General features: G+C 73.7%; 11 protein-coding genes. 7 read left to right on the top strand and 4 right to left on the bottom strand.

Annotated features, from left to right (window positions below):
• Window positions 1–108 precede the first annotated feature (108 nt).
• Together ABZ567_RS04430 and ABZ567_RS04425 are read left to right on the top strand one after the other, a co-directional pair.
• A complete protein-coding gene (locus ABZ567_RS04430; RefSeq protein WP_360784594.1) occupies window positions 109–426 on the top strand; it encodes a hypothetical protein in 318 nt (105 codons plus the stop codon).
• Window positions 423–737, top strand: a complete 315-nt coding sequence (locus ABZ567_RS04425) for a hypothetical protein (RefSeq protein ID WP_360784591.1) — start codon at window positions 423–425, stop codon at window positions 735–737. Before ABZ567_RS04430 ends, ABZ567_RS04425 begins: the two co-directional genes overlap by 4 nt.
• Window positions 738–764: 27 nt before the next feature.
• Here the strand turns inward: ABZ567_RS04425 and ABZ567_RS04420 are convergent, their stop codons facing one another.
• Window positions 765–2,204, bottom strand: coding sequence for a PucR family transcriptional regulator (locus ABZ567_RS04420; protein WP_360784590.1), 1,440 nt, complete (start codon window positions 2,202–2,204; stop codon window positions 765–767).
• A 131-nt stretch (window positions 2,205–2,335) separates the two neighbouring features.
• On the opposite strand from ABZ567_RS04420, the gene speB reads away from it, so the two are divergent.
• Complete coding sequence (gene speB / locus ABZ567_RS04415; protein ID WP_360784587.1) at window positions 2,336–3,310, top strand: agmatinase; 975 nt, start codon at window positions 2,336–2,338, stop codon at window positions 3,308–3,310.
• A 123-nt stretch (window positions 3,311–3,433) separates the two neighbouring features.
• Window positions 3,434–5,116, top strand: coding sequence for a thiamine pyrophosphate-binding protein (locus ABZ567_RS04410; protein ID WP_360784584.1), 1,683 nt, complete (start codon window positions 3,434–3,436; stop codon window positions 5,114–5,116).
• 55 nt (window positions 5,117–5,171) lie between these two features.
• On the opposite strand, the gene ABZ567_RS04405 is transcribed toward ABZ567_RS04410, so the two are convergent.
• Window positions 5,172–5,546, bottom strand: a complete 375-nt coding sequence (locus tag ABZ567_RS04405; RefSeq protein ID WP_360784581.1) for a hypothetical protein — start codon at window positions 5,544–5,546, stop codon at window positions 5,172–5,174.
• 192 nt (window positions 5,547–5,738) lie between these two features.
• Here ABZ567_RS04405 and ABZ567_RS04400 point away from each other — a divergent pair, with 192 nt between their 5' ends.
• The 3 genes from ABZ567_RS04400 (at window position 5,739) to ABZ567_RS04390 (ending at window position 11,567) form a co-directional block, all read left to right on the top strand.
• Window positions 5,739–9,485: an ABC transporter ATP-binding protein gene (locus ABZ567_RS04400; RefSeq protein ID WP_360784579.1), complete on the top strand. Its 3,747-nt coding sequence runs from the start codon at window positions 5,739–5,741 to the stop codon at window positions 9,483–9,485.
• Between the two features lie 132 nt (window positions 9,486–9,617).
• Window positions 9,618–10,019, top strand: coding sequence for a hypothetical protein (locus ABZ567_RS04395; protein WP_360785043.1), 402 nt, complete (start codon window positions 9,618–9,620; stop codon window positions 10,017–10,019).
• A 99-nt stretch (window positions 10,020–10,118) separates the two neighbouring features.
• On the top strand, window positions 10,119–11,567 hold the full coding sequence (locus ABZ567_RS04390; RefSeq protein WP_360784577.1) for an aminopeptidase: 1,449 nt from the start codon (window positions 10,119–10,121) through the stop codon (window positions 11,565–11,567).
• A gap of 73 nt (window positions 11,568–11,640) precedes the next feature.
• Here the strand turns inward: ABZ567_RS04390 and ABZ567_RS04385 are convergent, their stop codons facing one another.
• Together ABZ567_RS04385 and ABZ567_RS04380 are read right to left on the bottom strand one after the other, a co-directional pair.
• Window positions 11,641–13,455, bottom strand: coding sequence for a glycoside hydrolase family 3 protein (locus tag ABZ567_RS04385; RefSeq protein ID WP_360784574.1), 1,815 nt, complete (start codon window positions 13,453–13,455; stop codon window positions 11,641–11,643).
• 632 nt (window positions 13,456–14,087) lie between these two features.
• A complete protein-coding gene (locus tag ABZ567_RS04380) occupies window positions 14,088–15,134 on the bottom strand; it encodes a LacI family DNA-binding transcriptional regulator (RefSeq protein ID WP_360784571.1) in 1,047 nt (348 codons plus the stop codon).
• Window positions 15,135–15,238 lie beyond the last annotated feature (104 nt).

The following is a 15,238-nucleotide window of genomic DNA, read 5'->3' as shown; positions in this document are numbered from 1 at the left end:
TGCAGTTCCGGCGAGCGGATGAGCCCGGCGGAGCCGCACACGCGAGACCCCCGCGACCGACATGAACGGTCCGGGGGCATGGCCCTCAACTACAGAGAAGTTGACGACGTGTTGCACGCTATCGCCCGGATGCTCGACCCACTGCTGCGGCTCCTGTGGCCTCCGCCGCCCGGCCGCCACCGCCCGCCGTGCGCCCACATCCTCTCCGTACGCCCCCTGCCCGAGCCCGGCCCCAGGCCCGTCCCCGCCCCCGAGCCGTATCTCCGGGGAGAGGACAGCCCCCTCGTCCGGCCCTACCTCCTTGCCCACGAGCGCCGTCAGGCCGAGGCCCGGCGTCAGCGAGGCCGCCGCCGTGCCCTCTGGCTCGCCGTGCACGGCATCGACATCGGCCCCCGCGTCATCCACGGAAGGGAGGTCGCGGCATGATCCGGCACACCACGCAGGCCGCCCGGCTGCTTCCCTGGACCGGCGAGGAGGGGAAGCCCTGTTATCTCCTCGGTGACGGCGGGGGCTACGTCTCCCGCGTCGCCGACAACATCGAGAGCGTGCAGCTCGGCATGGCCGCCGATCTCCTCGGTCACGTCGAGGACCTGCTGAGCGACCGTTCGGCGACGCCCGAGCAGCTCCGCTACGCCGTCGCCCGCCTGTCGGAGTCCCTGCGCGAGGTGCACCGTGTCGCGCGGAGCCGGGGCGCGCGGCTGGCGGTGGCGTCCGTCCGAGCCGACCACCCCGAGTAGCGGGAGTCGTCCGAAACCCAGCTTGGTTCACGGAGCGCTGAGCGCGAACCACAGCTCCATCCGCACGTCCGGATCGTCCAGGTCCCGGTCCAGGAGGGCCGCGCAGCGGACGATGCGCTGGCGGACGGTGTTGCGGTGGATGTCCAGGGCGACGGCCGTGCGGTCCCAGCTGCCGTGCAGGGAGAGCCAGGTGCGCAGGGTCTCCCTGAGTGGGTCCGGCAGCGGGGCGAGGAGGGTCCGGGCGTGGGCCGCCGCCTCGGCGGGGTCCACCAGGGCCGCGAGGCCTGCGGGGCGGTGCCGTACGAGGGGGGCGCGGGTCGCCTGCGCCCGGCGCAGGGCCCGCGCCGCCTGGGCGTCGGCCGCGGCCAGGCCGTCCGGCTCGACGGCCGCGCTCACCCCGAGCGTCCAGCCCCCCTGGACGGTGACGGCGGCAGGGGCGGGGAGGAGCAGCCGTACGGTTCCGTCGCCCGCCCCTGTCTCCACCAGCGGCGTCCCCAGCGCCGCCGCCAGCGACGCCGCCGCGAACGGGGTGCCGTCGCCTCCCGAGGCGTGGACCACCGTCCACGGGCCCGGGCCCAGTGCGCCCGCGACCTCCGCCGGGCGCGCGCCGAGCAGCAGCCGGACCAGGGCCCCGTCCCGTACCGTCACGTCCGCGCCCCGGTGCGGGGCCGTCAGGAGCGAGAGCAGGACGACGGCGACCCCCGCGATCGTGTGGTCGCCGGGGTCACGCCGTTCCGTCGCCACCCCCAGCGTCAGCCCGTCGCCGCCGCCCAACGCGTACGCCGCCAGCCGCAGCCCCCCGCCGTCCCCACTCGCCGACGCCGGGCCGCCCGGCCGTGGCCCGAGCACCCCCGCGAGGTCCCGCAGCGCGCGTGCCGCGTCCGCCGGGACCTCCCGGCCGGCCGACACCGACTCCGTGCCGTCCGCGCCGTAGAGGACCGCCCGTCCCGCGAGGCGGGAGGCCAGCGCGCCGAGGACCGCCGGGACCGGGGACGGCCGGGCCGCGGCCGTCGCCAGGGACTGCTGCGCCTCCGTCACCCGGCGCAGCTCGTACAGCCGGGCCTCCGCCATCAGCCGCCACAGCGCCCGCGCGACCGCGGTGAACGGCGTCCTCGGCGGGACCTCGACCAGCGGCAGCCCGTGCCGCGCGCAGGCCTCCACGAGCTCCGCGGGGACCGTGTCGTAGACCGGTGTCACCCCGAAGGCGAGCGCCGCCGCCCCCGCCTCCACCACCCGCCCCACGTAGTGCGCCGGGTCGGTGAGCAGCACGCCCGCCGTCATGAGCAGCTCACCGCCGAGGAGGTACGGATAGGGGTCGGCCATCTCCGAGGTGTGCACCCAGTGGAGCGGGACGTCCTCCGACCCCGCGAGCAGCCGCAGGCCGAGGTCCCGGCGGGCGAGCAGCGCGGCCAGCGGGACGGGCGGTGCCGGGGGAGTGGAGAGGGCCTCCGAACGGGGCGTCGTCATGGACCCTTCGTACAGCATCGGCTCGTAGAGTGGAGGGAACGCACACTTCTGTGCCGCTTTCCGGACGCCTACTGTCGTGGCATCCAGCGGGCCGGAGCCCCATCCCCGCCACATTCAGGAGGACCCCGACCATGAGCAGCAGCGACCAGAACACCCCGCGCGGCCCGATCGACTCGTCCCGCATCCCGCGGTACGCCGGGCCCGCGACGTTCGCCCGGCTGCCGCGACTCGACGAGGTCGGCACCGCCGACATCGCCGTGGTCGGCGTCCCCTTCGACAGCGGCGTCTCCTACCGCCCCGGCGCCCGCTTCGGCGGCAACGCCATCCGCGAGGCCTCCCGCCTGCTCCGCCCCTACAACCCGGCCCAGGACGCCTCCCCGTTCGCCCTCGCCCAGGTCGCGGACGCCGGCGACATCGCCGCCAACCCGTTCAACATCAACGAGGCGGTCGAGACCATCGAGGCCGCGGCCGACGACCTGCTCGGCACCGGCGCCCGCATGATGACCCTCGGCGGCGACCACACCATCGCGCTGCCGCTGCTCCGCTCCGTCGCCAAGAAGCACGGCCCCGTCGCCCTGCTCCACTTCGACGCGCACCTCGACACCTGGGACACGTACTTCGGCGCCGAGTACACCCACGGCACCCCGTTCCGCCGGGCCGTCGAGGAGGGCATCCTCGACACCGAGGCGCTCTCCCACGTCGGCACCCGCGGCCCGCTCTACGGCAAGCAGGACCTCACCGACGACGAGAAGATGGGCTTCGGCATCGTCACCTCGGCCGACATCTACCGCCGCGGCGCCGACGAGGTCGCCGACCAGCTCCGCCAGCGCATCGGGAACCGCCCGCTGTACATCTCCATCGACATCGACTGCCTCGACCCGGCGCACGCCCCCGGCACCGGCACCCCCGAGGCCGGCGGCATGACCTCCCGCGAACTCCTGGAGATCCTCCGCGGCCTCTCCTCCTGCAACCTGGTGTCGGCGGACGTGGTGGAGGTCGCCCCCGCGTACGACCACGCCGAGATCACGGCGGTCGCCGCGTCGCACACGGCGTACGAACTGACGACGATCATGTCCCGCCAGATCGCGGAGAGCCGGGCGAAGTAGCCTCCTGGTGGGTTGTGGGCATTCGTTCCGCAGGGCCATGGGGGTCCCCCGGACGGAGTCTGGGGGAGGGTGCCCACAACCCACCCGCCGGCCCGCACCCGCCCATCCAGCCAAGGGACGACCATGACTCACGACCATGACCTCGTGCTGAGGCCGACGGTCGCCCAGACCGCGGCCGCCCTGAACCCGCCCGCCGGGCGCACCGGTGGTGACCTCGTCGTCGAGACCCTCACCGGCCTCGGCGCCACCACCGTCTTCGGCCTCCCCGGCCAGCACGCCCTCGGCATGTTCGACGCGCTGCGCCGCTCCCGCCTCCGTTACGTCGGCCTCCGCGTCGAGAACAACGCGGGCTTCGCCGCCGACGCGTACGGCCGGATCACCGGCGAGGCCGCCCCGCTGCTCCTCTCCACCGGACCCGGCGCGCTCATGTCGCTCGCCGCGCTCCAGGAGGCAGCCGCAGCCTCCGCGCCCGTCCTCGCCATCGGCAGCCAGGTCCCGGCGGCGGGCCTCGGCGGCGGCAGGCACGGCTACCTCCACGAGCTGCGCGATCAGCAGGCGTCCTTCCGCGGCATCGTGAAGTCCGTCCACACCGTCCGTACGCAGTCCCAGATCCCCTCCGCCGTCGCGGCGGCCTGGGAGTCGGCGCTCACCGCCCCCCACGGGCCGGTCTGGGTCGAGATCCCGCAGGACGTGCTGCTCGCGGAGACGATCCTGCCCGTGGTCACGGCGATGGACGCGACACCGGAGGAGGTCGTGCCGCGGCCCGAGCTGACGGCCGTCGCCGCCCACCTCCTGGCGAACGCCGAGCGCCCCGCGATCATCGCGGGCGGCGGAGTCGTACGCTCCGACGCCTCCGGCAAGCTCCTCGCCCTCGCGGAGCGCCTCGACGTGCCCGTCGTCACCACCTTCGGCGGCAAGGGCGCGTTCCCCTGGGAGCACCCGCTCTCGCTCCAGTCGTGGCTGGAGGACCGGCACACCACCGAATTCCTCGAGGACGCCGACGTGCTCCTCGTCGTCGGTTCGGGCCTCGGCGAGCTGTCCTCGAACTACCACACGTTCGCCCCGCGCGGCCGGGTGATCCAGATCGAGGCCGACGCGGGGAAGCTGGAGTCCAACCATCCGGCGCTCGGCATCCACGCCGACGCCCGCCTCGCCCTCCAGGCGCTCCTGGAGACGGTCCCCGAGCGGCGGGACCCGGCGGCCCCCGGACGCGTGGCGGCCGTCCTCGGCAGGGTCCGGGACCGGATCGCCGCCCAGGACCTGGGCCTGGAGCAGCGGATCGTCGCGGCCGTACGGGAGGCGCTCCCGGACCGGTCCCCGAGCTTCTGGGACATGACGATCCTCGCGTACTGGGCATGGTCGGCCTTCGACGCCCGGTACCCGAACACCATGCACTCCGCCCAGGGCGCGGGCGGCCTCGGCTACGGCTTCCCCGCCGCCCTCGGCGCGGCCGCCGCGGACCCGGGCCACCCCGTGCTCGCGGTCTCCGGCGACGGCGGCGCGATGTACTCGATCGCGGAACTGGCGACGGCGAGGCAGTACGGCCTCGACGTGACCTGGCTGATCGTCGACGACGGCGGCTACGGCATCCTGCGGGAGTACATGACGGACGCGTTCGGCGAGGCCACGGCCACCGAGCTCACGCGGCCGGACTTCGTCGCCCTCGCGGAGTCCTTCGGCGTCCCCGGCACCCTGACGACCCCGGAGACCCTGACGGCGGACCTCACCAAGGCCCTCGCGACCCCGGGCCCGTCGGTCGTGGTCCTGCCGGCGCTGCTGCGGATGTTCGAGCCGACGCACCTGTGAGCCGGGCGGGCGCCCGGCCGCCGCCGCCGGGCGGGCCGGGTGCCGTGCCACCAGCTCAGTCGAAGAACCCCTCCCACTCCTTCCGGTAGCCGGCGATCTGTGCCTCGTACCCCTGCCGGAACTCCTCCGCCTCGGCCCGCGAGAGCGTCCCCAGGGGCATGCGCTCCGGGGGGACCAGCGTCGCGATGTCGGCGAAGACCACCGCGGCGGCCCCGGCGTGGGTTCCGCCCCTCTCGCGGGCCGCGAACAGCTGGAGTCCCACGTTCCTCAGCAGGGCCCGGGTGATGTTCCGCGGGTTGCCCGCCGTCTGCCGCACCTCCGCCGCCGGCACCGACGCGACCCTCCCGGCCACCGCGAGCCCCCTCAGCGTCCGCAACGCCGCGTACAACCGCCCCCACGCGTACGGCCTCCCGTCCTCGACCCGTGTCACGGACCTCCCCTTCCCTCGTCGGCCAGAGATCCCTACCCAGGACGGGCCCCGCCACCGCGAGCGGACGGCGGGCATCCGGCGACTTCCCCGTGAGGTCCTAGGACCAAAGCCCGGTCTTTGTTGCGGGGGGATGAAATCGCACGTCGGCCGTGTTGGGCCTTCCGGTAGAGCAGGACGGACGGGAGGCCATTCGTGGCGGCGGTGGGGCAGAAACAGACGGCGGAACAGCAGCAGGGCTGGGCTCGGAGGCTCACCGGCTACGCCTGGCGGTACAAGGCGAACGTGGTCCTCGCGCTCGGGTCCTCCCTGCTCGGGATGGCCGTGCTCGCCCTCGTACCGCTCGTCACCAAGGTGATCATCGACGACGTCATCGGGACGAAGACCCGCGACCTCGGCGTCTGGACCGGTTTCCTCATCGGCGCGGCCGTCATCGTCTACGCCCTCACCTACGTCCGCCGCTACTACGGCGGACGCCTCGCCCTCGACGTCCAGCACGATCTGCGTACCGACATGTACGCCACGGTCACCCGGCTCGACGGGCGGCGGCAGGACGAGCTGTCCACCGGGCAGGTCGTCGGGCGGGCCACCAGCGACCTGCAACTCATCCAGGGTCTCCTCTTCATGCTCCCGATGACCATCGGGAACGTGCTGCTCTTCGTCATCTCCCTGGCCGTCATGGCCTGGCTCTCGATCCCCCTGACCCTCGTCGCCCTCGCCGTCGCCCCCGCCCTCTGGTTCATCGCCAAGCGCAGCCGCACCCGTCTCCACCCCGCCACATGGCACGCGCAGCAGCAGGCCGGCGTCGTCGCCGGCGTCGTCGACGGGGCCGTGACCGGCGTCCGGGTCGTCAAGGGCTTCGGCCAGGAGGACCAGGAGACCGGCAAGATCCGCGAGGCCGGGCGGAAGCTGTTCGCCGGCCGGCTGCGGACGATCCGGCTGAACTCCCGGTACACCCCGGCCCTCCAGGCCGTCCCCGCCCTCGGCCAGGTCGCCGTCCTCGCCCTCGGCGGCTGGCTCGCCTACCGCGGCGAGATCACCCTCGGCACCTTCGTCGCCTTCTCCGCCTACCTGGCCTCCCTCGTCGGCCCGGTCCGGATGCTCGCCATGGTCCTCACCGTCGGCCAGCAGGCCCGCGCGGGCGTCGACCGGGTCCTCGACCTCATCGACACCGAGCCGGTCATCAAGGACGGCACCAGGGAACTCCCCGCCGACGCCCCCGCCACCGTCGAGTTCGACGACGTGTCCTTCGCGTACGACGACGGCACCCCCGTCCTCGACGGCTTCTCCATGGACATCCGCCCCGGCGAGACCGTCGCCGTCGTCGGCGCCTCCGGCTCCGGCAAGTCCACCGTCTCCCTCCTCCTGCCCCGCTTCTACGACGTCTCCCACGGCGCCGTCCTCGTCGGCGGCCACGACGTCCGCGAACTCACCCTCGACTCCCTGCGGGCCGCCATCGGCCTCGTCCCCGAGGACTCCTTCCTCTTCTCCGACACCGTCCGCGCCAACATCGCGTACGGCCTCCCGGAGGCCACCCAGGAGCAGATCGAGACCGCCGCCCGCGCCGCCCAGGCCGACCGGTTCATCGCCGAGCTGCCCGACGGGTACGACACCAAGGTCGGCGAGCACGGCCTCACCCTCTCCGGCGGCCAGCGCCAGCGCGTCGCGCTCGCCCGCGCGATCCTCACCGACCCCCGGCTCCTGCTCCTCGACGACGCCACGTCCGCCGTCGACGCCAAGGTCGAGCACGAGATCCACGAGGCCCTGAAGTCGGTGATGGCGGGCCGCACGACCCTGCTCATCGCCCACCGCCGCTCCACCCTCAACCTCGCCGACCGCATCGCCGTCCTGGAGGACGGCCGGCTCGCCGACATCGGCACCTACGCGGAACTGGAGGAGCGCTCCCCGCTCTTCCGCCGCCTCCTCACCGACCCCGACGAACTGGGCGCCGTCTCACCCGGGCACATCACCCCGCCCGACGTCCCCGAGGACCGCACCCTGCGGGCCGAGCTCGACGCGGAGTTCGACGCGGAGCGGGGCATCACCCCGACCCTGTGGGTACGGGACGAGGCCGCCGACCGGGAGAGCCCCGCGCCCGGGGCCACCCCCGAACTGCTCGCCGCCGTCGAGGCCCTCCCGCCCGCCGTCGACACCCCCGACATCGACGAGGCCCGCGCGGTGTCCCCCGAGGACACGTACGGCCTGCGCCGGCTCCTGCGCGGCTTCGGCGTCCCGCTGCTCATCAGCCTCGGACTCGTCGCCGTCGACGCCGGCATGGGCCTGCTGCTGCCCATCCTCATCCGGCACGGGATCGACGAGGGCGTGAACCGGCTCGCGGTCGGCGCCGTCTGGGCGGCCTCCGCGCTCGCCCTGGTCGCCGTCCTCGTGCAGTGGGTGGCGCAGACCGCCGAGACGCGGATGACCGGCCGCACCGGCGAGCGGGTCCTCTACGCGCTGCGCCTGAAGATCTTCTCCCAGCTCCAGCGGCTCGGCCTCGACTACTACGAGCGCGAGCTCACCGGCCGGATCATGACCCGGATGACCACGGACGTGGACGCCCTGTCCACCTTCCTCCAGACGGGTCTCGTCACCGCCTTCGTCTCCGTCGTGACCTTCTTCGGGATCATGGTCGCGCTGCTCGTGCTCGACCTCCACCTCGCCCTCGTCGTCTTCGCTACCCTGCCCGTCCTCGCCGTCGCCACCTACTTCTTCCGCCGCTCCAGCGTGAAGGCGTACGAGCTGGCGCGCGAGCGGATCAGCGTCGTCAACGGCGACCTCCAGGAGTCGGTCTCCGGTCTGCGGATCGTGCAGGCCTTCCGCCGCGAGCGGTCGGGCGCGGCCCGGTTCGCCGAGCGCAGCGACTCCTACCGGCAGGCGCGCGTCCGGGGCCAGTGGCTGATCTCGATCTACTTCCCGTTCGTGACGCTGCTGTCGTCGGCCGCGGCCGCCGCCGTCCTGATCGTCGGGGCGAACCGGATCGAGGCGGGCACGCTCACCACCGGCGCGCTCGTCGCCTACCTCCTCTACATCGACCTGTTCTTCGCTCCCGTGCAGCAGCTCTCCCAGGTCTTCGACGGCTACCAGCAGGCCGCCGTCTCGCTGAAGAGGATGCAGGAACTCCTCCAGGAGCCGACGTCGACGGCCGCCGCCGACGCGCCCCTCGACGTGCGCTCGCTGCGCGGCGAGATCGCCTTCGAGGACGTCTCCTTCGCGTACGGGGGAGAGGACGGCGCCGCGAAGGAGGAGACCGCGCTCACCGGCATCGACCTGCGCATCCCGGCCGGGCAGACGGTCGCCTTCGTCGGCGAGACCGGTGCGGGCAAGTCCACCCTGGTCAAGCTGGTCGCCCGGTTCTACGACCCGACGGGCGGCCGGGTCACCGTCGACGGCACCGACCTGCGGCACCTCGACCTCACCGCGTACCGGCACCGCCTCGGCGTCGTCCCGCAGGAGGCGTACCTCTTCGCGGGGACGGTCCGGGACGCCATCGCGTACGGGCGTCCCGGGGCGACCGACGCCGAGGTGGAGGCGGCGGCCCGCGCGGTCGGCGCCCACGACATGATCGCGACCCTGGAGGGCGGCTACCTCCACGAGGTGGCCGAGCGGGGCCGGAACCTCTCCGCCGGGCAGCGCCAGCTCATCGCCCTCGCCCGCGCCGAGCTCGTCGACCCGGACGTCCTGCTCCTCGACGAGGCCACGGCGGCCCTCGACCTGGCCTCCGAGGCCCAGGTCAACCAGGCCACCGACCGTCTCGCCGGCCGCCGCACCACCCTGGTCGTCGCCCACCGCCTGACCACGGCGGCCCGCGCGGACCGGGTGGTCGTCATGGACCACGGCCGGGTGGCGGAGGACGGCACGCACGAGGAACTGCTCGCCCTGGGCGGCCGGTACGCGTCGCTGTGGAGCACGTTCATCGGAGAGGCGGAGCCGGAGCGCGTCTGAGGCGGGGGCCCGGGGGGAGCGGCGGCCACCGGGCGGGCACGAGCAGAGCCGGAGGCAACCGTTCCGGGAGTGGGTGCGTCGTACGCCCGTACGTCGATCCATCCGGAAGGGGACCGTATGCCCACGGACACGATGCCCGCACGACGGGGCCGACGACTGCTCGTCCGTGTCCTCGGGCCGTTCCTCGGCGCCCTCGCCCTGCTCCTGGTCCCCGGCATCGGCCCCGGGGCCCCGCCCGCCGACGCCGCCTCCGTCTGCCACGGCCGGCCCGCCAGGACCCTCGTCTTCACCACCGGCGAGCTGCGCCTCTACAAGACCCGCCACTACGTCTGCGCCGTCACCGTCGCCAAGCGGCCCGGCGCGCGCAGGCCGATGGCCGTCTCGCTCCAGCCGCGCGGCGCCCGCCCCGCCGTCCGCGCCGGACGGTTCGACCGGCAGGCCGGCCCCGTCACCGTCCACGCGCTCAACCGCTGCGTCCGCGCGACCGGCTCGGTGGCCGGGCGGGGCGCGTCCACGGGCTGGATCCTGTGCTGATGTACAGGAATGTCCAAGGGTAAGGACCAACTGGGTCTGGCGGTCCGCACGTTGCCCCCGCTAGGTTCGCGACACCGTTGTGAACCAAGGGGAGGACGAATGCGCAAGTCGCTCAGATGGCTGGTGTCGCTCTCGGTGCTCATAGGCACCGTCGGCTCCACGGGCGTGGCCACCGCCGCGGACACGGAGGCCGACCGCACCACGTCCGTCGCCGACTCGCAGAGCACGGACATCAAGGACCGCATCCTGGCGATCCCCGGGATGAGCCTGATCGAGGAGAAGCCGTACGCCGGCTACCGCTTCCTCGTCCTGAACTACGAGCAGCCGATCGACCACCGACGCCCGTGGGCGGGCACGTTCCAGCAGCGGATCTCCGTCCTCCACAAGGACACGGACCGCCCCACCGTCTTCCGCACCAGTGGCTACGGCCTGAGCACCACCCCGAGCCGCGCCGAACCGACGCGGATCGTCGACGGCAACCAGATTTCCATGGAGTATCGGTTCTTCACGCCGTCCCGCCCGCAGCCCGCCGACTGGTCCAAGCTCGACATCTGGCAGGCGGCAAGCGACCAGCACCGGATCTTCACCGCCCTGAAGAAGGTCTACGGCAAGAAGTGGCTGTCCACCGGCGGCTCGAAGGGCGGCATGACCGCCACCTACTACGAGCGCTTCTACCCGCGTGACATGGACGGCGTCGTCGCGTACGTCGCCCCGAACGACGTGGTGAACAACGAGGACTCGGCCTACGACCGGTTCTTCGCCGGCGTCGGCACCAAGGAGTGCCGCGACCGCCTGAACGGCATGCAGCGCGAGGCCCTCGTCCGCCGTGAGCCGCTGCAGAAGAAGTACAAGGAGTGGGCCGAGACCGAGGGCGCCACCTTCAACACCATCGGCACGCTGGACAAGGCCTACGAGGCCGTTGTCCTCGACTTCGTGTGGGGCTTCTGGCAGTACTACGGCGAGGACGTCTGCGACCAGATCCCGGACGCGAGGACCGCGAGCGACGACACCGTCTACGAGACGATCGACGCCTACTCCGGCTGGTCCGCCTACACCGACCAGGGCCTGGAGTACTACACGCCGTACTACTACCAGGCGGCGACCCAGCTCGGCTCGCCCTCCATCAAGCAGCCGCACCTCGCGGGTCTCAGCCGCTACGGCTACCAGCCGGCCCGCAACTTCGTGCCGAGCTCGATCCCGATGAGGTTCCAGCCGCACGTCATGCGGGACGTCGACGACTGGGTCCGCAAGAACGCGACCCGGATGCTCTTCGTCAACGGCCAGAACGACCCGTGGAGCGCCGAACCGTTCCGCCTCGGCAGGGGCGCCCGCGACAGCTACGTCTACACCGCGCCGGGCGCGAACCACGGCGCGAACGTCGCCGGGCTCGCCGACGCCGAGCGCGAGCACGCCACCGCCCGCATCCTGGCCTGGGCCGGTGTCCCCGCCCCGGCCGTCCGGGCGGCGCAGCCGCTGGCCCGCTTCGACGCCCGCCTCGACAAGCCGGTCGACGAGGACGTGACGCGGGAGCACGGCGTGCGGCCGTAACCCTCCCCGTACGGTGAGGGGGGTGTGCCCGGACCGGGCACACCCCCCTCGTCCGTCGGCGGTACGACCGACCTCAGCGGTACGACAGACCGTGCCCGACCGGGTAGAGCACCTTCGCCGGGTCGTCCGCACTCTGCACGGGCACCGGCAGGCGGCCCCTCGGCCGGGCCCGGCCCGCCAGGACCCTTACGGCGGCCCGGAGTTCGACATCGGTCCAGGAGTAGGCGGCGAGCGTCGCCCGCTGGCCGGCGATCCGGGCGACGTCGTACGGGTTGCGGATCGCGATCGTCACGACGGGCACCCCGGTCGCCACCAGCCGCGCCACCAGGGTGCGCTGCGGGCTGCTCGCGGTGACGTTGTACGTGCCGACGACGACCACGTCCTTGCCCGCGGCCGCCGCCACCGCCTCCTCGATCCTCGCCGCCGTCGGGGTGATCCCGGTGGAGATCGCGGTGGCCGTGAACCCGAGCTCCCCCAGCGCCGTCGCCAGGGTCGTGGTGGGCGGTCCCGTGGTCCCGGACGGCGAGGCGGGATCGGCGCCGACGACGAGGACCGAGCCGTGCGAGGTCGGGCTCAGCGGCAGGAACTCGCCCTCGTTGACGAGCAGCGTCGTGGTGGTCTCGGCGATCCGGTCGGCCTGCGCGAGGTGGGCGGCGGTGCCGACCACCCGCTCCACACCGGCCCGGGACACGTACGCGTTCCGGAAGAGGCCGAGCTTCGACTTCAGCCGCAGGATCCGCAGGATCGATTCGTCGAGCCGGTCCTCCGTCAGTTCGCCGTCCCTGACCGCCTTCAGGACCGCGTTCCACGCCACGTCCAGCTTCGGCGGGTTGAGCAGCTGGTCCACGCCGGCCTTCAGCGCGAGGACCGGGACGCGGTCGTCCCCGTACTTGGTGCGCACCCCCTCCATGGCCAGCGAGTCGGTGACCACCACCCCGTCGTAGCCGAGCTGTTCGCGCAGGATGCCGGTGAGGATGGGCCGGGAGAGGGTCGCCGGGTCCTCGCTGGGGTCGAGCGCAGGGACCACGATGTGCGCGGTCATGATCGAGTCGATCCCGGCGGCGACCGCCGACCGGAAGGGCGGGGCGTCCAGCTCCGCCCACTGCGCCCGGGTGTGAGTGATCGTCGGCAGCCCGTAGTGACTGTCGACCGCGGTGTCCCCGTGCCCCGGGAAGTGCTTGGAGGTGGCCGCGACCCCGGCCCGCTGGTACCCCTTGACCTGCGCGGCGACCAGGCCCGCGACCGCCGCCGGGTCGGAGCCGAAGGAGCGGACGCCGATGACCGGGTTGGCCGGGTTGACGTTGACGTCGGCGACCGGGGCGTAGTTCTGCCGGATGCCGACGGCCGCGAGTTCGGCGCCCGCGATCTGCGCGGCCTTACGGGCGTCCGCGTGCGAGCCGCCCGCGCCGAGGGCCATCGCCCCGGGCACCAGGGTGGCGGGTTCGCCCACCCTGCACACGATGCCGTGCTCCTGGTCGGTGGAGATGAGCACCGGGACCGGGGTGGGCTGCGCGAGCGCCGCCTGCTGGATGCCGTTGGACAGCTCGGCGATCTGCTGCGGGTCGCGGGTGTTGTGGGCCCAGGTGAAGTAGATGACCCCGCCGACGTGGTAGCGCTCGACCAGCTCGGCGGCCGTACGGACGCCGATCTCCTGGAGGTTGGCGTCGATGTCGGCCTGGTCCGGGGCGGTCGCGGAGTGCCCGTACACCCGCATCACGAAGAGCTGGCCGACCTTCTCCTCAAGGGACATGCGGTCGATGATCCGCCGGAGCCTGTGGTCCTGGTCGGCATGGGCGGGCGTGCTCACTCCGGTGACGGCCGCGGCGGCGGCTGCGGCGGTCACCGTGAGGAGGGTGCGTCGCGAGGGGGCGGGGGCGCGGTGGTGCACTGATGCTCCTTCCGGCCGTGCGAGGTTGAAGGAAACTTCCAAGAGTCACGGATAGCCCGAAAGTAACTGCCAGGTCAAGGACCCGCGCACGAATCGCCCACGGCGGCGATCCCGGGCCGGAGTCCCTGGAGCGTACGAACCCCCCGCCGAATCCCCACGCGCCGCGCCGCCGCGGTCCGCCACATGGCACCGGGCCGGGCGGCCCGTCCGCCACAGGGCACCAGGTCGGGCGGCCCGGGAATCGCCAAGGTCCGGGCCCGCCCGGGGGCGGGGAAAGGTCCTCCAGCCGAAGGCCGGCCCGCCCCGGGCCGGGCCGGGCCCTCCGACCGCGACCGCCTGTCCAGGGTCCGGGGCCCGCCCGGGACCGGAGGTGTTCATGTGCCGCGACCCTCTGCCCCCGGAGGCGGGCCCGCCCGGGACCCGGAGGTGTTCTTGTGCCGCGACCCGGCCCGCCCGGGGCCGGGAGGTGCTCTTGTGCCGCGACCCCCTACCCCCGGAGGCGGGCCCGCCCGGGGCCGGGAGGTGCACTTGTGTCGCGACCGACTATCCCCGGAGGCGGGCCCGCCCGGGACCGGGAAGTGCCCCGAGCGCTGCCCGCCCGGGGCCGGGAAGTGCCCCCCGGGCGCGGTCGACTACCCCCGTGGCCGCCCCGTCGACGCCCGTACAACCAGTTCCGCCGGGACCGTCTCCAGGCCGTCCGCCGGAGGCTCCTCCGTGCCCATCGCCAGGCGGCCCGCGCGGACCCCGGCCTCGTGGAGCGGGAGGCGTACGGTCGTCAGGGCCGGGACCGCGTCCACCGAGAACGGCAGGTCGTCGAAGCCCGCCACGGACACGTCGCCCGGGATGTCCAGACCCCGCTCCCGCAGGGCCGCGCAGACACCGAGCGCGACGGTGTCGTTGGCGGCGACGACCGCCGTCAGGTCGGGGTCGAGGGCGAGGAGCCGGGCCGTGGCCTCGTAGCCGGCCTGCCGGTCGTACGCCCCGTGGACCGTCGGGCCCTCCGTGACGCCCGCCTCCGCGAGCGCCGCCCGGTGCCCTTCCAGGCGGTGCCGGGTGGTGGTCCGGTCGGCCGGTCCGGCCGCGTAGCCGATGCGCCGGTGGCCGAGCCCGAGCAGGTGCTCGGTGAGGCGCAGCGCGCCGGTCCTGTTGTCGAAGGCGAGCACGGCCGCGTTCGCGTCGCCCGGCACCGGCGGCCGCCCGCACAGCACGACCCGGGTCCCCGCCTCCGCCAGCTTGGCGAGCTTGCCCGCCGTCGCCGCCAGGTGCCCGGGGTCCTCCAGGGAGCCGCCCATGAGGATCACGGCCGCGGCCCGTTGCCGCTGGAGCAGGGTGAGGTAGGTCAGCTCGCGGGCGGGGGAGCCGCCGGTGTTGCAGACGACGGCGAGCTTCTCGCCGCCGCCCCGCCCCGACGCGCCCTCCCCGATCGCGCTCTGCGCCGCGCTCGCCATGATCCCGAAGAAGGGGTCGGCGATGTCGTTGACGAGGACGCCGACCAGGTCGGAGGTGGCGGCGGCCAGCGAGCTCGCGGGGCCGTTGAGGACGTAGTCCAGCTCGTCCACCGCCCGCAGGACCCGTTCGCGGGTGGACTCGGCGACCGGGTAGTTGCCGTTGAGGACGCGGGAGACGGTCGCGGGGGAGACCCGCGCGCGGGCGGCCACGTCCGCCAAGGTGACGGTCATCGAGTGCGTACCTCCAGGGCCTTGTCGGCGGCGATGTCGGCAGGCTAGCGTCCTCCTCGATAGAAAGCGCTTTCCATGGGGGGCGCGGCGCCACCGGGAGAGGA

Source organism: Streptomyces sp. NPDC016459, from assembly GCF_040632845.1.
Classification (GTDB): Bacteria; Actinomycetota; Actinomycetes; order Streptomycetales; family Streptomycetaceae; genus Streptomyces.
This window is presented reverse-complemented; position numbering and strand designations above follow the sequence as displayed.

Excerpts from the sequence above, each read along its gene's own strand:
- ABZ567_RS04390 (WP_360784577.1), top strand. The coding sequence starts at position 10,119 with ATGCGCAAGTCGCTCAGATGGCTGGTGTCGCTCTCGGTGCTCATAGGC.
- speB (WP_360784587.1), top strand. The coding sequence starts at position 2,336 with ATGAGCAGCAGCGACCAGAACACCCCGCGCGGCCCGATCGACTCGTCC.
- ABZ567_RS04425 (WP_360784591.1), top strand. The coding sequence starts at position 423 with ATGATCCGGCACACCACGCAGGCCGCCCGGCTGCTTCCCTGGACCGGC.
- ABZ567_RS04410 (WP_360784584.1), top strand. The coding sequence starts at position 3,434 with ATGACTCACGACCATGACCTCGTGCTGAGGCCGACGGTCGCCCAGACC.
- ABZ567_RS04420 (WP_360784590.1), bottom strand. The coding sequence starts at position 2,204 with ATGACGACGCCCCGTTCGGAGGCCCTCTCCACTCCCCCGGCACCGCCC.
- ABZ567_RS04380 (WP_360784571.1), bottom strand. The coding sequence starts at position 15,134 with ATGACCGTCACCTTGGCGGACGTGGCCGCCCGCGCGCGGGTCTCCCCC.
- ABZ567_RS04395 (WP_360785043.1), top strand. The coding sequence starts at position 9,618 with ATGCCCGCACGACGGGGCCGACGACTGCTCGTCCGTGTCCTCGGGCCG.